Here is a 20,507-nt window from a genome sequence, read left to right as displayed (position 1 = left end):
ACTTGAGGTGGAGGGGGGTGGGCACCAACGGTGGGCAGATTGCGCCAACCGCCCGGCGTCCTCGTCCCGGCGGACGCGTCGACAAACAGCCCCGCAACCGATCTTCAAGCTATGCCACGACGCGTGGGGCGCCAGGAGTGAGCCTCCCGGCGTCATAGCTCCAGACCGTCACCGCCTTTCCGCTCGGACAACATGTGCTGTCACTGGGGCGGTACCAGGATTCGTGGACGGCAACTTCTCCCTTCTTGAACTCCACCTCTCCCAGCAGGGGTATGTGCGACTGGGAATCCGGGGTGTACTGCGGCGTGATCGTCCCCAACGTCGTCAACTGGCCCCGGACTGCTCCCACCACAACCATGGCGAAACCGAGTTGGCCGCTCGCTGTGCCGCCACCGTTGGTGCATCCCAGACCGACGACGGCCTCTGGGCGTTTGTCGCCGTCGATATCGCCGTACTCGACCTCTCCTGAGCGTCCGATCGAAACCACGCCCATGGTGCGTGACTCAGCCTCGATTCCGCTGTCGCCGAGTCGGAGGAGCTGTGGTACCCCGCAGAAATCGCCCGGCAACGGCACGCGGGCCCAATCGACAGTCCGTAGGTCAGCGGGTGCCGGGCCGAGCGCATAACTCGACTCCGTGGGCGCCGAGGTCGGCGTGCGGTGGCTCAGGTCCTCGGCGGGTCGCGTGGCGGGCACGATCTTCTCACCGGTGCGGGGACCGCCGCATCCGGCAAGGATCATGGCTATGCCCAGCGCGATCGAGGACAGAAGTCGCCGGGGCATGGTCACGTCCTGCACGGCGGGTCGTACGGCTCGTCCGCCAGGTATTGAGACCATTGGTCGGCCGTGATCGGTTGCGACTGGGCGCAGAGCCGTCGCAGTAGGGTGTCGCTGTCAACGTCCCAGAGCGAGAGACCCCCGCTGCCGGTGACGGCGAGGAGCCTGCCGTCGGGACTGAAGGCGAGGTCGGCGGAGCTGAACGTTCGTCCATCGGCCAAGGCGGCGACCTCGACCGGTCGGGTCACATCGCTGACGTCGAAAAGGCGGGCCCCGTCGTCGCTCGCGCTGGCCACCATCGCGCGACTCGGGTGATGGACGAGACCATCGACGGCGCCGTTGTGACGCGCGATCTCCCCGCGCCGATCGGGTCGATCAGGGTCTTGGACGCTCCAGCTGGTCACCGCACCAGCAGAGGTTCCGACGTAGAGCACTTGGTCGCGCGTCGCGAAGTCTATGGCCGTCGTTCGGGCGTCCACGATCTCAATCGTGCCCCGCTGGGTCGGCTGCCCCGGCCGGGAGATGTCCCACACAACGACCGATCCTTCGGTGTCGACCGTCGCGAGGAGCCGACCGTCGTTGTTGAAGGCTATTGCTGCGGCGGTTGATCCGGGCAGTCCGGCGAGGTGGCGTGGGGCAGCCACGTCGGTCATGCTCCACAGCTGTACCTCGCTCCCGACGCTGCTGGTCGCGAGCAGTTCGCCGTTCGGACTGAACCTCAGGACCGACACGCCGTCGCTCTCCGACGAGCGCGGCGAGAGTTCACGTGGCTTACGCGGATCGCTGAGGTCCCAGGCCCGAGGTGGCATGCCCGCTACCAGTACGCTCCGATTCGGAGCGAACCTGACGGCGTACTGGCCCTGATTGAAGGTCGGCACGGTCCCGAGGTCACGCGGTAGACCAGATTCGCTGAGCTCCCAGATCGTGCTCGGAAATCCACCCGCGAGGAGCTTGCCGTCGGCGCTGAACGCTGGTGTCGATCCGTCGTGGGAGTCGATGGCCGCCGCCTCGGACGCGCGGCGTGTCCCGGCGACGTTCCAGAGCCGCACTGTGCCGTTGAGCTGGTCCGATCCGTTCGGTGACTCAGGCGGGCCGTCTGCGCCTGCGGACGCGACGATCCGATCGTCCGGGCTCAGTGCCACTGCTCGGATGCTGCCGGTGTGTCCCTTGAGTACCGTGCCAAGCGCGGGCCGCAGCCGGTCCGTCACGTCCCACAGCGCCACGGTGGCGTCGCCAGCGCCGGTCGCGAGAGTTTCTCCGTCGGACGAGAAGGCCACCGCTCCGATGCCAAGCCGTTGACCGCTGACGGTCGCGATCGTGAACGGGGCGCGGGGATCGGATACGTCGATCAGTCGCGTCGTGTCGTCTTCGCCGCCGACAGCGAGGACGTTGCCACCGGGATGGAACATGGCGGCGCTTCCTGGGATGGCAAGAGTCGCGGTTCGTCTCGGTCTGGTGGGCGTCGAGATGTCCCAGAGGACGAGCGTGTCCTCGTTCTGCGCCGCCACCAACCGGCCGTTGGGGCTGATGGCGACGGCGCTGTTGAGCCCACCTCCGGTGGATGATCCGGGCAGCGTCGACATCGTCCGGGCCTCTGACGGCTTCGTGATGTCGATGACGCTCACCTGCTCGGCCCCGTCCATCGCGACCAGCAGTGGGGCTTGCGCGCTGAAGGCTATCTCTTCGGCATCGAGAACGCCGAGGGTATCGACCTGCGTGGGGTGGCGCACGTCAGTCACGTCGTAGATCCGCAGGGGGCCATCGGCGTCGGCGATGGCCAGGAGACGGTCGTCGGGACTGAACGCGACAGCGGCCGGTGACGCGGAGCCGCCCGTGATCGTCGACAGCTTCTCCGGGGCAAGACCCCCGGCCGTGCTGTACAGATTCACCTCGGCTCGTGACGCGCTCGCGAAGACGGGTCGTCCGGCGCTGAAAGCCACGTCGTCCGAGTAATCGGCCGTGTGTACGACGCGGGGAATGCTTGGGCTCATGACCAGTGCGCCGATCGCCTGGCTGGTGGGCGACATCCGGTAGGCCTGAACCAGCAGTTGGCGAGCAAGATCTGGCTGAGTGTCGCGGATGGCGGTGCTCTCCGCGACGAGTTGGCGTGACGTGGCGACGAGCGTTTGAGCGACAGCCGAGTTTCGTTGCTGCGCGGCGATGACGGCGCCGCTCCCAGCGGCGACGGCAAGGAGGGTGAGCGCCGCGAGCACCGCCTGCGTTATCCGTCTCGTGCGACTCTGCTCCCGGAGGTGGGCACCGAACAGTTGATCCTTGGATAGACCACGGATGGTGGCGCCGATGGTGGCTGCGGCCTCGTCGACGCGTTCAGCCCGAAGCGCCGGGTCATGGGGCAGGTCTCGAAGGGTGACGTGCAGGGGCTCTTTCCCGGTTTTCCCTTCCATTTCTGCGCGAGGCAGCGCATCGGTGACCGCCCAGTTGAAGTCGTCGACATCCCAGACCACTTCGCCGGCAGTGATGACGATGAAGAGGCTCGTGGCGTCGCGATTCGTCAGCCACCAGTCCACCTCGCGGCGCACCCAACGAGACTCTGCCGACTCGGGACGCGCGAGCAGGATCAACCAGGCCGATCGCTCCAGCTCGGTGCGGATCCGCTCCCAGGCATCAGCGCCCGCCGCCAGGTTGCTCTGGTCGCGAAACACCCGCACCGACCTCGCCTGGTACCACGCGCGGACCTGCCGCTCCAGCACGTGCTGCAACTCGCGGGCCAATTCATGATCATGCTGAGTTCGGTACGAGATAAAGGCCGCGAACTTGTCGAGGTTGGGATTGTGCCTCCACGCTGTGCCGATCGTAGCCCTCCCGAATGAGGTGCAGCGTTGGTGAGAGCGCAAGCCTACTGTCGACAGAGGACTTTGAGAGTGGTCGGTTGGCCCATCTGTCCAGCACACGACAGTTCGGCTGGAAAGGCGAGTGTGGCCAGTTGTGGCTGATAGGTTCGGCACCTCATTCAGGGATCTCGGATGCCGCTGATTTGGAGGATGCCTCGTGCGTCCCAGGAATGCCCGAGCGTTGGTAACGGTAGCGACCACATTGGCGCTGCTGCCTGGCGTAGCGGGTTGCTCCAGGAGCCCAGAGGGTGCTTCCCCGGGCGTAGCGACGGCGCCGAACGCGACCCAGGGAGGGGCCCGCGATCCTTGGTTCGCGGTGTTGCGCCCCGACGAGCTGCAGATCTTCAACGGTAAGAGAGCGGTCGTCAGCGTTGCCGGCGAGTTCGACGGTGGCGAGGCGAATTGGACGACGGACGGCCGGTATGTGGTGACCACGCCGCCACTCGACTCCGCCCGGCAACAGCTCACCGCCGTTGAGGCCGCTACCGGGCGGAAGATCGAGGTGCCATGTCAAGGGTGTTTTGACGTTGCGCCGGTCGGAGGCAGTCGGCTCATCGTCACGAACTATGACTCGGTGATACAACGGATCGACCTCTCGGCCGACACCAGTATGGTGCGGATGGACACGGACCTGCCGTCCTTCGAGGAACCGCCTCGCATTGTCGGGGGGATAGCAGGAGAGGCTGTCATCTTCGCCCCGAACTCGGGCCCTACCTCCAAGTCAAGTACGTTGACGCTCTTCTACGTCGATTGGGCCGGTAAGAGCCGATCGACCACGATTGGCAACGGCAAGCTTCTTGGCTGGGTGACGTCCGCGACCCGCACCGTCTACTCGTCTCCTCGGCTCGCGCTGAGCCTGAGCCCTTCCGATGCAGCCTGCGACGGGAGTAGCGAGGTGGTGCTCGTCGACCCAACGAACGGTCGCCTCATCACCACTGACGCGTCGGCTGTCCAGTCGCAGTCTGAGCTCGAGGTGAGCGGGGGAGGCTTTGGAGTGCAGGGTCTGTGGTGGAGCAGTGATGGCCGCCTCAATGCGGTCATCCAGTCCTGGCGATGCGACCCGGGCCTGTCGCCCGGGGAGGTGCCGGTGGGGAAGCAGGGTGTCTGGCGCCTCGACGACAACAAGTGGAGCAAGACGGGCGAGTTCGATGGACTCCACATCCGTTCCATAGACGCCGACACACAGATCGTGGTCGAGAACGACGACCGGGTTTACCTCATCGAGAAGGGGATGCGCACGATGGTGTCGGAAGGGGGCGGCACCATCGCGATTCCGGAGCCACAGTGACCCGACGACTGCCGCTGCGCATCACGGAGGACGTCAACATCGCCCCCGCACCTCTGGCGTGGAGGTGCTCGTCAACAGCACGAGTTGTTGGGTGGCCCGGGTCATCGCGACGTAACGGTCGACCGCACCCTCGATGCCGGTGCCGAACGTCTCCGGGTCGATGAGCACGACCAGGTCGAATTCGAGGCCCTTCGCCTGCTCTGGGCTCAGTGACCGGACCCGGTCCGTGGCCGGGAAGTTCGGGTCGCCGATCACGCAGGCGATCCCGTCGTTGTGTGCGGCGAGCCAGGTGTCGAGGATCGAGTCCAGGTCGGCGACCAATCCGTGCACGACGGGGAGCCCGTTGCTGCGGATGGAGGTCGGCACGTTGGCGTCGGGGAGCACGGCCCGGATGATCGGCTCGGCCGCCGCCATGACCTCCTCGGGCGTCCGGTAGTTGATGTTCAGTGCGGCCAGGGTGACCCGGTCGAGCCCGACCCGCTTGAGGCGTTCCTGCCACGACTCGGTGAACCCGTGCCGGGCCTGGGCGCGGTCGCCCACGATGGTGAAGCTGCGCGACGGGCAGCGCGCCAACAGCATCTGCCACTGGGCGTCGGTCAGCTCCTGCGCCTCGTCCACGACGATGTGCGCGAACGGGCCGGCGAGCAGGTCCGGATCGGCGTCCGGCAGGGCGGAATCGTCGGCCAGGACGTCACGCAGGTCGGGTTGGCGCAGCATCGTCAGCAGGCCCTCGCCGTCGTCGTAGGCGTCGGCCGCGAGCAGTTCGTCGACCACCCGGGCCATGTGCTCGCGCTCCATGGCGGCGGTGGGGTCGTGCCGACGGCTGCGCCGCGACCTCTCCGGGTCGCCGAGCCGCTGCCGGGCGGCATCCAGCAGCGGCAGGTCGGACACCGTCCAGGCCCGGGGCTCGTCGCGTTGCAGCGTGCGGACCTCCGCCGGGGTGAGCCACGGCGCGCAGCGGCGCAGGTACGCCGGCACCGACCACAGGTCACCGACGATGTCTGCCGGGTCGAGCAGGGGCCAGGCACGGTTGACCGTCGCCCGCAGCTCCCGGTTACGCAGCAGCGAGGCACGGAGCACGTCGTCCGGTTCGTCACCGTCGTACCTGCCGGTGAGGATCGTGATCAGCTCTTCCCAGATCTCCTCGCGTGCCTCGTTGTGGGGGGTGCCGGGGCCCGGCGCCTGGAACGCGTCGGCCCAGTCGTCGGCGCTCAGCCGGACGTCGGAGTCGCCGACCGTGACCGTCATCGGGGCGACCGGCGGGTCCTCGTAGAACCGGACGGCCGCGTCGATCGCCCGGACCAGGTCGGCCGAGGACTTCAGCCGGGCCACCTCCGGGTCGCTGTCGACGAGTGCCGCTGCCCCCTCGGGGACCAGGTCGCGCACTGTGCAGGTCTGTACGTCCTCCTCGCCGAGGCTGGGCAGAACGTCGGCGACGTAGGCCAGGTAGGGCTGGTGCGGCCCGACGAAGAGCACCCCACCCCGGCGCTGGTTGAGGCGCGGGTCGGAGTAGAGCAGGTACGCGGTGCGGTGCAGGGCGACGACGGTCTTCCCGGTGCCCGGACCGCCGTCGACGACGAGGGCGCCGGCCGATCCGGCCCGGATGATGGCGTCCTGGTCGGCCTGGATGGTGCTGAGCACGTCGCGCATCCGGGTCGACCGGGCGCTGCCCAGGCTGGCGATGAACGCGGACTGGTCGTCGAGCGCGGCGGCGTGCCCCACGAGCCCGTCCGGGGTGAACACCTCGTCCCAGTAGTCGCTGATCTTGCCGCGGGTCCACCGGTACCGGCGGCGGCTCGTCAGGCCCATCGGGTTGGCGTGGGTCGCGCCGAAGAACGGCTCGGCAGCGGGTGAGCGCCAGTCGAGCAGCAGCCGCCGACCCGTGGTGTCGGTGAGGCCGCGACGTCCCACGTAGATCGGCTCGGGGTTGCCCGCCTCGACCATGTGGCCCAGGCACAGGTCCAGCCCGTAGCGGCTCAGCGAGCGCAGGCGGGCCGTCAACCGGCGTACCTCCTCGTCCCGGTCGACGGCCTGCCGGCCCTTGCCGCCGGGTGCCCGGCGTGCGGTGTCGAGGCGTTCGGACAGGTCGGTGCTCAGGTGCGCGAGGCTCTGCCCCAGGGCCGCGAAGTGCCGCTCGTCGTGGGCGATGAGCGCCGGGTCGGCCTTGGGGGAGAGGTGATCGGGGAGTTCGAACACGGAGATAGGCAGAGAATCCAATTCATGACTTCCATTTCGACCGAATCTGGCTTCGGCCGACGATTCTGCGTCATAAACCGGGTCTTGCGGCAAGCCCCCCAGTGCGCTATAAGTTAGAAGTGGCGGGAGACCAGGGGTCTCCCGTTTTTCGTTGCCGACCGCCGCGCAGTGCCGTCACGGTGCGTCGACGACCTCGCGGCCGAGCGGCCAGAACGCGGCCGGGACGAGCTTGAAGTTGGCGATGCCGAACGGGATCCCGATGATCGTGACGCAGAGGGCGATGCCGGCGAGGATGTGGGAGAGCGCGAGCCACCATCCGGCCAGCACCACCCAGAGAATGTTCGCCAGCCCGGAGCCGACGCCCGCGCCTGGCTTGGGCACCAGGGTGCGACCGAAGGGCCACAGCGAGTAGACCGCGAGGCGCAGCGACGCGACGCCGAACGGGATGGTGACGACCAGTAGGAAGCAGATCAGCGCGGCGATGCCGTAGCCGGCGGCCAGGACGATGCCACCGCCGAAGACGAGCCACAACACATTCAGTACGAAGCGAATCACCGCTCCAGCATGGAACATGCTCGCCACTGGATGGCCTGTAGGGTACGCGAAAACCCTTCCACGTCGTGCTCCGAGGCCCGGTAGCCCGTTCTCGGAAGCTCAGGAGGATCGTGTGTCGTCCGAGGACCATTGGCTGCTCGACACCCCGATCGCGCACCGCGGGCTGACCGGCCACAATCGACCCGCCAACTCGCTCGCGGCGTTCGAGGCGGCCGCCGCCGCGGGCTACGCCTGCGAACTGGACGTGCAGCTCACCCGCTCCGGCGAACTCGTCGTCGTCCACGACTACGAGTTGACAGCGCTCACCGGTGCGGCGATCGCCACCGCGGAGCTGACCCCGACCGATCGGGAACGGCTCCGCTTGGAGGGCACCGACCAGCAGATTCCCACGCTGTCGCAGGTGCTGGACCTGGTCGCCGGACGGGTGCCCCTGCTGATCGAGCTGAAACGGCCGACGCTCAACCTCAACTTCGACCTCGTCGACGAGGTGCTGCGGCTGACGGCCGACTACCCGGGGCGGTACGCCGTCGAATCCTTCGACCCGTTACTGGTGGCGGCGCTGCGGATCGCGGTGCGCAAGCTGCCGTCGCAGCGCCGCGTGCCGGTGGGGCGCATCTGCGGGCTGCTGCGCACCGCCGGGCCGCTGACCCGGGTGGTGGGCCGCAGTATGGTCAGCAACCTGGTCACCAGGCCCGATTTTCTGGCCTACGAGGTGGACGGATTTCCGTCCGGGCTGACGGCGTGGTGGCGTCGACGGGGTGTTCCGGTGATTGCCTGGCCGGTCGCCTCACCGGAGCGGGAGATGTTCGCCCGTCAATACTCGGACAACATCGTATTCTCCGGCTATAGACCGTCGCATGGGCAGCATCTAGCATCGTGACGTGTCTGTTGACCAAGGACAGAGCGGGTTGCTCGCCGAGTCGCAGAACGGGGCTCCCGGCGATCCGTTGCAGGTCTACCGTGCGTTGGCCGAAGACAGCGTCAAGAAGCTCAGAGACCATTACGACTGGCGGGCGAAATGGCACCGTCGACTGTTCCGGTTCACCGGCATCCTGGTCATCGTGGTCAGTGCGTCGCTGCCACTGCTCGCCGGTTTCAGCTACCCGGGCAAGAATCTGGTAATCGCGGTGTCGGGCGTGGTCATCGCCACGGCCACCGCGCTGCGCACCTTTTATCAGTGGGATCAGATGTGGGCGCTGTTGCGGCGTACCCATTTCGGGCTCATCGAGGCGAGTAACCAGTGGAGACTCGCTTTCGGTCGCGCCGAGGCGACCGCTGATCCGGCCGAACGGGAGCAGCGCGCCTACGCGGCGACAGAGGCGCTGTTGGCGAAAATCGAAGGCATCCGCAGTGCCGAGACGGAGAAGTTCTTCAGCTCGTTGGCCTTCCCGGAGGAATCCGCGCTGACGGGTCAGCCGTTCCGCCCCTGACCGGCGGTGGTGGGGCTGGCCGGGGTCTCAGGGTTGCTCGGTGGCAGACCTGAGACGAAACCCAGGGGGGCCCGAGGGAGACTCCCGGAGCCCGGCCGGCGTCGGCGGTCACATGATGGCTGGCATGAAACGCGCTGCGCTCTACGTGATCGCCGGACCGGTCGGCATCGGGGCCTACGGCCTGATCCGCCTGTGGGGGAAGTCCGACGGGGTGTACGGCCCCGGGTTCGACTGGCAGGCCGCGCACCTGGTCGCCCTCGCCGGCATGGTGTGCTTCGTCCCGGGGGTGCTCGCGCTGTCCCGCCTGCTGCCGCGCAGTCCGTGGCGCACCGGGGTGGTGGCCGCCACGTTGGTCGGCCTCGCCGCGACGATGGTGCAGTTCGGCGCGGACATCGTGGAGGGGCTGCTGGCCGACGACCGGGCGGAGATGTCGAGGCTCGGCGCGGACTTCAAGGACATCCCCGGCGTGGCGGTGGCCTTCTACGACGTCGTACCCCAGCTCTTCTTTGTCGGCCTGCTCGTTCTCGCGGGCATGCTCGCCGCTCGACGGCGGCTGCCGTGGTGGAGTGTGCCGCTGCTCCTCGTCGGCATCGTGCTGCCGGCGGTCACCCTCGACCTGCTCCCCGTCGGCGGGTTGTGCATGGCGCTGGCGCTGGCCCCGGCGCTGCCCCTGCTGCGGCAGCAGACCGACGCACCGATCGCCGTCCACTGAGAACGGACGCGGCGCTGGCCTCCGACGACCTCGGAGGCCAGCGCCGCGATCGGAGGTTCCTACTTCAAGGCGAGGGTACGGGCGTCGGCGGCGATGACGCTGGCGACCTCGGCCGGCACCAGCTTGCCGGCCTCCCGGTCGACGTAGGACGCCAGCTGGGGGTACTGGGCGTGGGCCAGCTTGGTGGTCATCGCGGTGACGGCGGCCGGATCGGCGCCCGAGGTGAGGATCAGGTAGCCGAGGCCGGCCTGGCTCACCGTCACGGTGAAGGTGCTGCTCGCGGTGGCGGTGCCCTCCGGCCCGGTCACCGACGCGGAGATGGTGTGCTGGCCGGCGGTCAGCTTGGCCAGGTCGAGCTTGCGCCCGGCGGCTGACTTCTTACCGTCCAGCGTGACCGTGACGGTGTCCGCGTTGGTCGCGGCGACGGCGATCACCGGGGACTGCGCCCGGTCCAGCCGAGCCCCGTTGACCGGCGAGGTGATCTGCACGGTCGGGTCGGCCGGGGCCCGCTGCACGAATGCCGAGTTCCAGCCGACCAGCTCGGCGGCGCGGTTGGTGATGATCGCGTCGGTGCCGATGCGCTCCAACCGCTGCCACAGCCCGGCGGAGTCCATCGTCCAGGCCATCACGGCGACCCCGGCGGCGTGCAGCGGGGCGATGACCTCCGGCTTGGCCAGCAGCGCGTTGCCGTCCGGGTTGTACGCCGTCAGGTGCAGCTCCTTCGCGATCGCCACCGGGTCGGCGTCGAGGGTGCTGCGGAGCAGGCCGAGCGGCAGCTCGGGGGCGATCTCGTAGGTGTACTTCAGGGCGTCGACCTCGAAGCTCTGGATGAAGACCCGGCCCATCATCTGCTCGTCGCGGATCACCTGGATGATCGTGGCGACCTCGTCCCGGGTGTGCTTGCCCTTGATCTCCACGAGCAGGTTGCCGCCTCGGGTGCGCAGGTCGGCGAGCTGCTCGGCGAGGGTGGGCACCCGCAAGCCCACGTACTGTGGGCCGAACCAGGAGCCGGCGTCGAGTGCCTTGATCTGCGCGGCGGTCAGGTCCCGGATGTTGCCGGTGCCGTCGGTGGTCCGGTCCACGGTGCCGTCGTGCAGGATGAACGGGATGCCGTCCTTGCTCGGCTGCACATCGTTCTCGATCCAGTCGGCACCGCCCTTACGGGCGATCTCCTGGGCGACGAGGGTGTTCTCCGGTGCCGCGGCGGACGCGCCCCGGTGGGCGATCACGGTGAACGGGCTGCCCTCGGGGCGGAGGTAGCCGTTCGGTGCCAGCTCGGTGACGGTGACGTCGTCGTACGACACGGTCGCGCCGTTGACGAACAGCCCCTGGACGCCGTCGGCGGAGCGTTGCAGGCTGCTCGTCCGCATCGCCTCCCGGCCGTCGAAGATCCAGCGAGCCTGGTTGCCGTGCACCTCGACCGCGATGCGAACGTCCCGGCCGGTGCCGGCGGCGGACGGGGCGGAGGCGGTGTTGGTCACGACCCAGGCGTCGGTCGTGGTCCGCTGGGCGAATTCGAGCCCGTTGGCGGCGGTGGTGCCACTGCGCATGGTGGCGATCCACCAGGGGGTCGCGCCGTTGGCGGGGACGTCGATGCCGAGCGAGGTCCACCGGGTGGCGGCCGAGACCGACTCGAAGCGCATGGTCGCCTCAAGGCGGAAGTCGTTCAGGTGCCGACCGAAGGTGATCTTGTTGTTCTCGCTGGAGCTGGCGGAGGTTCCGTACAGTCGGCCGTTCTCGACCTTCCAGGTGCCGTCGACCGCGTTCCAACCGGCGGGCAGCGACCCGGCCGAGAAGTTCTCCGAGACCACGACGCGGCCCGGCTCGGCGGTGGCGGGCGACGAGGTCGCCACGGCGACCGCGACGGCAGCGCCGGTGACGGCGAGGGCGGCGACGGAGGCGGCGGCCCGGGTACGCAGGCCACCGAGGCGCGAGCCGGCGCGGCGACGCGACGGTGGTACGGGTAGGACAGTCATGGTCGGAAACGGTAGGAAGCGCGCCCGAACTCATGATCAATCAAGCATGGCTGCCGCCGGAACGCCGGGTGTACCGTGCGCGTCCCCCCGACGGATCAGTTCGCCAGGCCGGAGCAGGCTGCCCCGTCGATCGTGCACGCCCTGGGCGCGGAACCGGTCAACGAGCCATTGACCCGGAACGTCACCCGGACCGCGGCGTTGCCGGGGACCTCAGCGGTGGTCCCGTCCGGCACGAACGTCCACACCGCACCGTCGCGGCTGGCCTTCGCCCCCTCGACCCCGATGACCCCCAGGGACTCCCGGGGCAGGGTGACGACCAGCGTCCACCGCGCCGCCGGTACCGCACCGGGATTGCTGATCGTCACCGTCGCGCCATAGCTGAGCAGGGCGTTGTCCGTGATGGCGAAGTCGGCGCCCAGGGCCGCCGGGGTGGGGTCGGCGCTCGCCCCGGTCGGCGTGGGCCTGGTCGACGACCCGTCAGCCGACGGGACCGAGGAGGCCGAGGCGGGTGGGGGAGCGGGCACCGCCGCGCTGGTGGACACCGGTCGTGCCTGCGCCCGGGGCGTATCGGGCGGCGACGTGCCGACCTCCACGGAGGGCGGCGGGTCGAGAGTCACCGGGGTCAGCTTCTCCGGTGTCCGCAGCACCCCGACGACGGACACAGCCGTCGCCACCAGCACGCCGAGCGCCGCGATGACGGCCACCCAGGTGGCCCGCGAGACGTCCTCCCGACCGGTGAGCACCCGCCGGGTGGCCGTGACGAGGGCCACGACCCGATCCAGCAGGATGATCGCCACGGTACGGCGTGGCTGGGGTGGTGTTGCCGGCACTGCGTGTCTCTCCTTCAGTTCGTCGCCGGGCGCGCGCCCGCGATCCGTCCGGGTCGCGGGTGGCAGCAGCCCGGTCACAGCGCGCGAAGCCCGACGAGTATCGCCTTAAGCAGATCCTCGGTCGGCAGTTCCGACAGCATCGGCGGCTCGTGCGTCTCGATCAGGCCCACCGCGAGCAGGTCACCGAGCAGCACCCGGACCGTCCCCAGTGGAAGATCCAACTCGGCACCGACCTCAGCCACCGACACTGGATGGTGACACAGCTCGACGATCCGTGCCTGTTCGGGGAAGAGCGGTGTGGGAGGCGTGACTCCCCGCCGGGCGACGACCAGCGAGATCAGGTCGAACTGGCCGCGTACGGGCGCGGTGCGCCCCCCGGTCATCGTGTAGGGCCGGGCGACCGGGCCCGCGTCGTCGTCGTACCACGCCTCGTCAGTGGTGCCGCTGGTGTGCACCAGTGTCCCCGATCGTCACCGAGGAGGCCGGTCCCAGAGTGATCGGCAGGTGTTGCTCGGCCTGCCCCACGAAGAGCGCCACCTCGTACGCCATGTCCCCGACCTCGACGTCGTCACCGGCGATCCGCACGGTGAGGATGGTCCCGTTCGGGATGGTGGCGATGAACAGGAACGCCCGTGACATCTGCACCACGACCTGGCGCAGCTGACCCGCGTCGCAGGTCCGGGTGGCGGCCAGCCCCAACGCGATCAGGCCGGCGACCACGCCGGAGATCTGCTCGGCCAGCTTCTCGCCGACCCGCCGGGAGCCGCCCAGCGGCAGCCCGTCCGGCGAGAGCACCACGGCGAACTCCGCGCCGTGCACCCGGTCGACCAGGCTGTTCAGGGCGTCGGTCAGGCCGTCCTTGGTGACCACTGCAGACGTCATTGATGTCTCCTTGCTGTTTTCGCGACGGGCAACTCGACCGTGTCGAGGCTGGTCCTGCGGGGCTCCGGGCCGGTCGGCCCGGTGTGCCGGACCCGCGTCGGCAGCGCGCCGTCGCCGCTGAGGTCGGGCAGGTCGGTGCCGGTGCCAGGTGGTGGGTACGAGGTGTCGGGTGGTGCGCTGGCCGGGGTGGGGTCGGTCTCGGTGACCGTGACCAGCCGGGCGGGAAGGAGCACGATGGCGGCCGTCCCACCGCGCTGGCTGGGGCGCAGCGAGACGTGGGCGCCGCAGCGGCCGGCCAGGACGGCGGCGGCGTACCACCCGGCGGCGCCTGCGGGCGGACCGTCCGGTGGTGGGTTGCCGAGCAGGTGGTTCGCCTCGGCCAGCGTGACGGCGTCCAGGCCGGGCCCGTCGTCGACGACGAGGACGGCGCACCCCTGCGGTCGCTGTTCGCCGCTGACCCGGACGGTGGTGTCCGCACCGGAGAAGGTCAGCGCGTTCTCGATCAGCTCCGCGAGCAGGTGGATGACGTCCGTGACGGCCGGCCCCGCGAGCGACCACGGCCAGTGCGGCGCGATCAGGACACGGTGGTAGTCCGGCACCTCGGCGGCGGCGCCGCGCGCGACGTCGAGCAGTGGCACCGGGCGTCGCCAGCGCCGGGCCGGCGTCGCGCCGGCCAGGGAGATCAGTTTTTCCACGTTGCGGCGGACCCGGGTGGTGAGGTGGTCGAGCTGAAACAGCTCGCCGGTCTCCTCGGTGGACCGCTCCCGACGTTGCATCCCGTCGAGCAGGCTGAGTTGGTCGCGCAGCAGGACCTGGTTGCGTCGGGTCAACTCCAGGAACAGGCCCGGCCCGGCGTTACCCGCGGGCGTCGGAGCGTCCGGCGTGGCCGCCGAAGAGTCTTGCGCCGGAACCGGAGGGTTGGCGGCTGGCCTGGTCAGCTCGTCGGTCAGGCGGCGGACCGTGCCCGCCCAGCTCAGCAGGAGCACGAGCACGACGATGAGACCGAGCCCCACCACGGCCCCGGTGCGCACGATGAGCACCGCGGCACCGGGTGTGGCCCGCTCGACGCTGCTGCGGGCCGTTGCCGTCACCAGTGTCTGTAGCGCCCCGAGGGCGGCGTCCGCCGCGGTCCGCCAGGCCTGGACGGTGAGACCGGCCTCGGCGTTGGCAGCGCCCGCCTCGACCAGCAACCGGTCCTCCAGGGCGAGCAGCGCCGCGAACTCCGGGCCGGTCGCCACGCGCTGGTGCTGGTCCTGGTCGGCAGCGGGAAGCCCGGCCGCCGCCTCGGCGCGCGTATACCGCTGGATGCTGACGAGTGTGCTCAGCTGACGGCGCTCGTCGACGCCGAACTGCGCGCCGGTCAGGGCCGCGCTGACCAGGGTGTCCTCCTGGGCCAGCACCTCCCGGGCGCGGGCCAGCGCGATCACCGCACGGGTGTCGGCGGCCAACCCGCTCTCGTACGCGCCCCACTCCGGGCCGTACACCCGGAACGCCACGTCGATGACCTCGTCGTACCCGTTGATCGCCCCGGCCTGGTCCAGCCGCCCGGTGTCCACCTGGGACCGGATCGTGCCCAGGCCGTCGAGGCGTCGGACCAGCTCGCCGGCGCGGTCACGGACGGTGCCGGCGCTGAGTAGCCGCAGGTCGCGGCCCTTCGTGAACGCGCGGATCTCGGCGGCGGCCCGGTCGGTGCCGTGCCGGGCGTCGACCAGCTCGGGGGTCGTTCGGCCCGCCCCGGCGATCGTCTCGGCGGCGATCCGGCGTTCGGTCTGCAGGCTCAGGATCAGGCGGTCGATGGGCTGGCCCAGCGTGTCCGCCAGCGTCCGGACCCGCAGCAGGTCGACGGCGTCCTGACTGGACAGGTAGGCCGCGTACGACCAGAGCGTGATCAGCACGGCGGACAGCACGACCAGTCTGGTCCGGATCAGCCGGACGTCGTTGCGGGTCATCGGCTCGCCCGCTGCGGCCACGGTTGCCCGGCGGTGTCGTTGGCGCGGTCGGCGACGAGGGTGCGCAGCAGGGCCAGCAGCTCGGCGCGGTTGGCGCAGTTCAGCCGGTTGCGCATCCGTGCCACGTGGTGTTCGACGGTCTTGGCCGAGATGAAGAGCCGGTCGCCGATCTCCCGGTAGGTCAACCCGGCCAGCACCAGCTCGGCAACCTCGTACTCACGGTCGCTGAGCCCGTGCTGAGCGGGGCCGGCCGCCCGTGTGGTGCCCGCCCCGGCTGTCGGTGTCTGCCCACCGTTTCCGCCGGAGGGCCGCCCCTGCAACGCCCGGGCGCACTCCAGCAGGGTGGTCATCGCCCGCCGGTCCGCGGTGCGGATGGCGGCCTGACCGGCGAGGCGGGCTCCGTCCCAGCACAGCCCGGTGTCGTGCAGCCCGCGCGCGGCCGCCTCCACCCGGGTCGGGTCGACGACTCCCCGGAGCACCTCGACCCAGCTCTCGGCGGCGGCGGCGACCACGGCCGCGTACCGGCTGTGGCCTGCGGCGGCGAGCAACGCCGTGACGTGCTCGTCGGCGACCGTCGGCTCGCCGGTCAGGATGGCCGCGTGCAGGCCGCTCCAGTGCAGCGGCACGCTCCACAGTGGTGGGTTGCCGAGACGATCGAGCAGCGCACGACCCTGGTGCAGGTACGGCTCCAACCGGGCCAGGTCACCCAGCCGGGCGCCCGCGATGGCCAGTTCACCCAGCGGCAGCAGGGTGAACAGGTCGACAGGGTGGCGTACCACGGCCTCCAGCGCCTGCCCCCACCCCCGCTTGAGCGCCCCGAGGTCACTGTTGCGCCGACCGATGCCCATCCGGATCGCGGCGGCGAAGAGTTGGTCGCGTGACTCCAGTTGCCGTCCGTCGAGGGTCACGGTGGCGAGGCGTTCGGCGGCGGCGTGGATCTCGCCCCGGACCATCAGGATCCAGGCCTGCAACAGTCGGTGACGGCGGGCCATCAGCGGGCCGCCGACACCGGCGCCCAGGGCGCGGTGCAGCACCCGCTCGGCGATCTCCAGCTCACCGCAGTGCACCGCGGTCAGCGCGGCGAGGGCCGCCGGGCTGTCCGGCAGCAGCACCGCCCGTCCGTCCGGCTCCAGCAGCGCGGCGGCCTGCACGAGCGCGGAGAGCGCGGCGGTCGGCGGGCCGGTCACGCTCTCCCGGACGCCGCTGGCCATCAGCCGGGCGGCGCTGGCATGCAGGGTGGGCGGGTCGCCCGTCGGGTCGCCCGCCGGTGACTCCGTGCCGGCGGCCAGGTCGCCGGTGGCGAGCCCGCCGACGACGGCGAACGCCGCCGCCGACGCGGTGCCCGACCACCGGAACAGCTCGACGCTGCGACCGACGTGGCCACGGTGGGCCAGGGCGGTGGCGGCGACCACCGCCGCCGCGCAGCGGTCCGCGGGAGCGGCCGTGCCCAGCAGCCGGTCCGCCAGCCGAAGCGCGTCGTCGAGGTCACCGGCGAGCGCGGCGGCGAGCGCCTGCTGGGCGTTGGGCGGACGTCCAGCGGCCGTGGCCGCAGCGAACAGTTCGGCGGCGAAGGCCGGCTCGTCGGGCAGCGCCTCGTCCGCCGCGGCGGCCAGCGTCGCGGCGGGGCAGTCGCCGAGCGCGCCGACCGCGAGCAGGGAGCGGACCAGCGGCAGCACCGCGCCACCCCGGGCGAGCTGCAACTCGGTGAGCTGGCGCCAGACCGCCGTCCGTTCGGTGGTGGGGCTGAGCATGACGACGGCCCGCCGGACGATCGGCGCGAGCCGGCCGTCGGCGCCGAGCAGCCCGGCCGCCCTGGTCACGGCGATCAGCTCGTCCACCTCGGCCGGGTCCCGGCCCAGCAGCGTGCCCAGCATGCTGACCGGCAGCGCCCCGCCGGCGGCGACAGCGAGCAGCAGGCGTCGTGCCGCGGTGGGTTGAACGTCCAGGTCCGGGCCGAAGTCGAGGAGGACGGACCGGGGTGGGTCGACCAGCGCACCGGGCCAGGCCTCCGCGCCGGCCAGGCCACGGGCCAGCCGTTCGACATCACGGGGCACACCGGCGGTCTGGGTGTGGACGAAGTCGACCAGGTCGGCGGGGCGGCCCAGCGCGGGTGTGGCGGCGAGGTAGGCGGCGGTCTGCTCCCGCGTGAACGGCGTGAGCGCCACGGCCTGCCCGTCGCGTCGCAGGGTGTCGACCAGCTCGCTGAACGCCGCCGACCGTGGCCACGGGCGGTGGGCGACCACCACCCGGTGTCGACGGTTGGCAACCAGACGCAGCAGCGCCCCGATCCGCGCGTCGTCGAGCAGGTGCGCGTCGTCGACCAGCACCGCCGTGTCGGGGTCGACCGGCTCACCGGGCTCCGGGGCGGCCGTGCGGACGGCGACCCCGGCGCGCTGGTGAATGCGCTCCAGTTCGGCGAGGAGCGCGGTCTTTCCGTGACCGGCCGGGCCGCTGATGCCGACGGTCAGTGGGCCGCTCGGATCCTGCGCGACCGAGTCCAGTAACGCCCGCGACCCCTTGCCCAGGGTCAGCGCCGGCGCGGCGAGGTCATTCATGATCATTTGGGGTTATCCTTCGCGTCCGCGGCCACGGGCCAGCGCCAGGCGGGACGGCTTCGGCAGTTCCAGTGGGAGGACCCGGACCGGGGGCCGGGGCGGCGGGTCGCCCGCAACCGTGTGCTGGGGGCGGCGTGGTGCCGGGATGGTGGCCCGCCCGGCGCCGCTGACCGGGGCGGGAACGGGGGCCGACGCCGGCTGGCGAGGGCGTGGTGACACCACCTGGCAGGCGGCCATCGCCGCCCCGGTGGCGGCGGTCAACTGTGCGTCCGGCTCCACCTCGACGGGCACCGGGAGGGCCGCGCTGATCAGCTCGGTCACCAGCGGGACCCGGGTGGAGCCGCCGGCCAGCAGGACGCCGTCGAGTTGTGCCGGAGCCAGGTCGGCACTGCGCACGGCCCGGAGCAGCAGGTCGACGGTGGCCTGCACCGTCGGGCGGATCATGGCCTCGAACTGTGCCCGGGTCACCGGCACCCGGGCCGGGCCGCTCGGCAGGGTCAGCACCACGTCGGCGGTGAGGTCGACGGTCAGCACCCGCTTGACCCGGTCACACTCCGCGCGCAGCCCGCGCAGCGCCGCCTGGGCCCCGCGACGTCCGGTCGCGGCCAACTCCCGGGCCAGCACGGTACGCGAATGCTCGGCCAGCGCCTCGTCGAAGTCGGCGCCGCCGATCGAGTCGAGACCCTGCGGGGTGCCGAACGTCTCGTAGGTGCCGCGCGGGGTGCGACGCACCAGAGCCGCCTCGAAACTGTTGCCCCCCAGGGCGTACACCACGGCCGTGCTGCCCGCGAACCCGCGGGCGGCGTGGCTCTCGGCGACCGTGACCGTGCGGGGCAGCAATGTCACGTGCCGTAGGCCGAGGTCCGACAGTGCCCGGTGCAGCACCTCCCGTCGGTAGGGGCGCCACCCCGCCGGGTGGCTGAGCACGATCGCCTCGGCCGCCTCGCCCTCCAGAGCGTGGACCCGTTCCACCACCCACGCCGCGAGTTCGGCGGTCAGTGTCTGCGGCGCGCACGGCTCGCCGCCGAGCAGCACCGGCACGTCGTCGCCGATCCGGTGGACGAAATCCCGGGTGGTGCGGCTGCCGTCGTCCGTTGCGGGGTCGCCGACATGCAGTGCGCCGTCCTCCGCCAGGGACAACACCGAGGGCAGCAGAGGTGAGCCGGCGCTCAGTGGGACGGCCTCGGGACGGGTCCAGGTGGTGCCGCGTCGTCGCGCGACGGCGGCGGCCGTGTTGCTGCTCCCGATGTCTATCCCCAGGACGTACGGCATCGTCTCTGTCTCTCCCCCGTGAGTCGGCCGGTCGATGGCGATGGCGTCGGCGGCCCGACGACCCACCCCCGGCGAACCCCGCGGGCTCCTACGTTCGTACCAGAGATCAGTCCCTGGTCGGGACCCTAATCTCGTCGGGACGGGTTCCCCCCATCCCCCTAACGTACGAGGCGGCGGAGCCCCTAGTTCAACCGGCCCGGATGCGGGCTCAGCCCCGATGCCCGGGGGTGGGCCCCGGCCATAGCGTCACTGTCGACGTACGACACCTGGCCATGCCACATCCGAGGAGAACCGGCACATGGACTCGCAGCAGACGCTCCACGACTTCGTGCTCGACCTACTGACGAACCCGGACGCGCGGTCGGCCTTCGACCTCGACCCCGAGGGCGCGTTGCGGGGTGCCGGGCTTACCGACATCACCGCCGCGGACGTGCAGGACGTCGTGCCGCTGGTCGTCGACTACGCGCCGGGGGCGGGCCTCGCGCCGCTGGCGTCGCCGGTCGGGCAGCTCGGGTTCGACCCGCTGCTCACCGACACCACCGACGTGGTGGGCCAGTTGCAGAGCGTGGCGCAGCAGATCAGCGTCACCAGCTCGCCCAGCGGCGTGGACGTCAAGGCCGGCGTGCTCGGCGCCATCGCGGTCGACCCGTCGGCCGCCGCCGCCGGAGTCACCGTGCTGCCGGGCATCGGCCTGAGCGTCGGCCCGTACGGCCTCGACACCGATCTGGCCGGTGTCTCCGACGTGGCGAACACTCTCGACGCCGACGTGGTGCAGCCGGTGGACGGGATCGCGGACCCGGTGCTCGGGGACGTCACCGGCACCGTCGGCGACCCCAACGGTGTGCTCGGGGATATCACCGACTCGAATCTGATCGGCGGCGACCTGACCGGCGGTGTCCTCTCCGGCACCCACGGTCAGCTCGGCGGGGTCGTCAGCTCGCTCGGTGTCGATGACACCCTCAGCGGGCTCGGCCTCGGGCACGGCGACGGTGTCGTCGGCGGCGTGGTCCCGCCGCTCGACGTGCCGTCGACGGTGGGCGGCGTGACGCACCAGGTGGACAGCCTCCTCCCCGGTGTCTCCGACACGGTCGGTGACGTGACCGGTGGGGTCACCGATGGTGTGCTCGGCGGCGACACGCAGGCCTCGTCCGATCACGGGCTGCTGGGTCTCACCGGCGGTCTGCTCTGACCCGGATCTCCGGTCGGAGCGGAGGGCCGGATCGTCTCGGGCGATC

General features: G+C 70.8%; 16 protein-coding genes. 5 read left to right on the top strand and 11 right to left on the bottom strand.

Annotated elements, in window-relative coordinates; all coding sequences use genetic code 11:
• Positions 1 to 109: 109 nt before the first annotated feature.
• Both EV382_RS11720 and EV382_RS11715 read right to left on the bottom strand, forming a co-directional pair.
• Entirely contained in the window at positions 110 to 796 is a 687-nt protein-coding gene (locus EV382_RS11720) for a hypothetical protein (protein WP_130401597.1), read from the bottom strand.
• A complete protein-coding gene (locus tag EV382_RS11715) occupies positions 784 to 3,687 on the bottom strand; it encodes a TIR domain-containing protein (protein WP_279636468.1) in 2,904 nt (967 codons plus the stop codon). The genes EV382_RS11720 and EV382_RS11715 overlap by 13 nt, the downstream gene beginning before the upstream one ends.
• A 256-nt stretch (positions 3,688 to 3,943) precedes the next feature.
• On the opposite strand from EV382_RS11715, the gene EV382_RS11710 reads away from it, so the two are divergent.
• On the top strand, positions 3,944 to 4,915 hold the full coding sequence (locus tag EV382_RS11710) for a hypothetical protein (RefSeq protein ID WP_130401595.1): 972 nt from the start codon (positions 3,944 to 3,946) through the stop codon (positions 4,913 to 4,915).
• A gap of 33 nt (positions 4,916 to 4,948) precedes the next feature.
• Here the strand turns inward: EV382_RS11710 and helR are convergent, their stop codons facing one another.
• Together helR and EV382_RS11700 are read right to left on the bottom strand one after the other, a co-directional pair.
• The gene (gene helR / locus EV382_RS11705; RefSeq protein WP_244236937.1) at positions 4,949 to 7,117 is read right to left on the bottom strand and encodes an RNA polymerase recycling motor ATPase HelR; all 2,169 of its coding nucleotides are present in this window, start codon (positions 7,115 to 7,117) and stop codon (positions 4,949 to 4,951) included.
• A 168-nt stretch (positions 7,118 to 7,285) separates the two neighbouring features.
• Positions 7,286 to 7,666, bottom strand: a complete 381-nt coding sequence (locus tag EV382_RS11700; protein WP_208758377.1) for a YccF domain-containing protein — start codon at positions 7,664 to 7,666, stop codon at positions 7,286 to 7,288.
• Between the two features lie 112 nt (positions 7,667 to 7,778).
• Here EV382_RS11700 and EV382_RS11695 point away from each other — a divergent pair, with 112 nt between their 5' ends.
• The 3 genes from EV382_RS11695 to EV382_RS11685 all read left to right on the top strand — a co-directional run bounded on the left by EV382_RS11695 (position 7,779) and on the right by EV382_RS11685 (position 9,808).
• Complete coding sequence (locus EV382_RS11695) at positions 7,779 to 8,546, top strand: glycerophosphodiester phosphodiesterase family protein (RefSeq protein WP_165435768.1); 768 nt, start codon at positions 7,779 to 7,781, stop codon at positions 8,544 to 8,546.
• A 28-nt stretch (positions 8,547 to 8,574) separates the two neighbouring features.
• Positions 8,575 to 9,096, top strand: coding sequence for an SLATT domain-containing protein (locus EV382_RS11690; protein WP_165435767.1), 522 nt, complete (start codon positions 8,575 to 8,577; stop codon positions 9,094 to 9,096).
• Between the two features lie 124 nt (positions 9,097 to 9,220).
• On the top strand, positions 9,221 to 9,808 hold the full coding sequence (locus EV382_RS11685) for a hypothetical protein (protein ID WP_130401590.1): 588 nt from the start codon (positions 9,221 to 9,223) through the stop codon (positions 9,806 to 9,808).
• A 59-nt stretch (positions 9,809 to 9,867) separates the two neighbouring features.
• Here EV382_RS11685 and EV382_RS11680 read toward each other — a convergent pair whose 3' ends face one another.
• The 7 genes from EV382_RS11680 to EV382_RS11650 form a co-directional block, all read right to left on the bottom strand.
• The gene (locus tag EV382_RS11680) at positions 9,868 to 11,784 is read right to left on the bottom strand and encodes a glycerophosphodiester phosphodiesterase (protein ID WP_130401589.1); all 1,917 of its coding nucleotides are present in this window, start codon (positions 11,782 to 11,784) and stop codon (positions 9,868 to 9,870) included.
• Between the two features lie 95 nt (positions 11,785 to 11,879).
• Positions 11,880 to 12,614 (bottom strand): cellulose binding domain-containing protein, encoded by a 735-nt coding sequence (locus EV382_RS11675; RefSeq protein ID WP_165435766.1) that lies wholly within the window; start codon positions 12,612 to 12,614, stop codon positions 11,880 to 11,882.
• Positions 12,615 to 12,688: 74 nt separating this feature from the next.
• On the bottom strand, positions 12,689 to 13,069 hold the full coding sequence (locus tag EV382_RS11670; protein ID WP_130401587.1) for a DUF742 domain-containing protein: 381 nt from the start codon (positions 13,067 to 13,069) through the stop codon (positions 12,689 to 12,691).
• Positions 13,047 to 13,496 (bottom strand): roadblock/LC7 domain-containing protein, encoded by a 450-nt coding sequence (locus tag EV382_RS11665; RefSeq protein ID WP_130401586.1) that lies wholly within the window; start codon positions 13,494 to 13,496, stop codon positions 13,047 to 13,049. Before EV382_RS11665 ends, EV382_RS11670 begins: the two co-directional genes overlap by 23 nt.
• Entirely contained in the window at positions 13,493 to 15,445 is a 1,953-nt protein-coding gene (locus tag EV382_RS11660; protein ID WP_130401585.1) for a nitrate- and nitrite sensing domain-containing protein, read from the bottom strand. The genes EV382_RS11665 and EV382_RS11660 overlap by 4 nt, the downstream gene beginning before the upstream one ends.
• Positions 15,442 to 18,006 (bottom strand): LuxR C-terminal-related transcriptional regulator, encoded by a 2,565-nt coding sequence (locus EV382_RS11655; RefSeq protein ID WP_208758376.1) that lies wholly within the window; start codon positions 18,004 to 18,006, stop codon positions 15,442 to 15,444. Before EV382_RS11655 ends, EV382_RS11660 begins: the two co-directional genes overlap by 4 nt.
• A gap of 6 nt (positions 18,007 to 18,012) precedes the next feature.
• Positions 18,013 to 19,272, bottom strand: coding sequence for an Hsp70 family protein (locus EV382_RS11650; protein ID WP_130401584.1), 1,260 nt, complete (start codon positions 19,270 to 19,272; stop codon positions 18,013 to 18,015).
• Between the two features lie 298 nt (positions 19,273 to 19,570).
• Here EV382_RS11650 and EV382_RS11645 point away from each other — a divergent pair, with 298 nt between their 5' ends.
• The gene (locus EV382_RS11645; RefSeq protein ID WP_130401583.1) at positions 19,571 to 20,461 is read left to right on the top strand and encodes an IniB N-terminal domain-containing protein; all 891 of its coding nucleotides are present in this window, start codon (positions 19,571 to 19,573) and stop codon (positions 20,459 to 20,461) included.
• The last annotated feature ends 46 nt before the right edge of the window (positions 20,462 to 20,507 follow it).

Origin of the sequence: Micromonospora violae (assembly GCF_004217135.1) — a bacterium.
Lineage (GTDB): Bacteria > Actinomycetota > Actinomycetes > Mycobacteriales > Micromonosporaceae > Micromonospora > Micromonospora violae.
This window is presented reverse-complemented; position numbering and strand designations above follow the sequence as displayed.

Bases quoted from the DNA above. Each gene is read 5' to 3' on its own strand.
- EV382_RS11665 (WP_130401586.1), bottom strand. From the start codon at position 13,496: ATGACGTCTGCAGTGGTCACCAAGGACGGCCTGACCGACGCCCTGAAC.
- EV382_RS11655 (WP_208758376.1), bottom strand. From the start codon at position 18,006: ATGATCATGAATGACCTCGCCGCGCCGGCGCTGACCCTGGGCAAGGGG.
- EV382_RS11660 (WP_130401585.1), bottom strand. From the start codon at position 15,445: ATGACCCGCAACGACGTCCGGCTGATCCGGACCAGACTGGTCGTGCTG.
- EV382_RS11645 (WP_130401583.1), top strand. From the start codon at position 19,571: ATGGACTCGCAGCAGACGCTCCACGACTTCGTGCTCGACCTACTGACG.
- EV382_RS11685 (WP_130401590.1), top strand. From the start codon at position 9,221: ATGAAACGCGCTGCGCTCTACGTGATCGCCGGACCGGTCGGCATCGGG.
- EV382_RS11650 (WP_130401584.1), bottom strand. From the start codon at position 19,272: ATGCCGTACGTCCTGGGGATAGACATCGGGAGCAGCAACACGGCCGCC.
- EV382_RS11680 (WP_130401589.1), bottom strand. From the start codon at position 11,784: ATGACTGTCCTACCCGTACCACCGTCGCGTCGCCGCGCCGGCTCGCGC.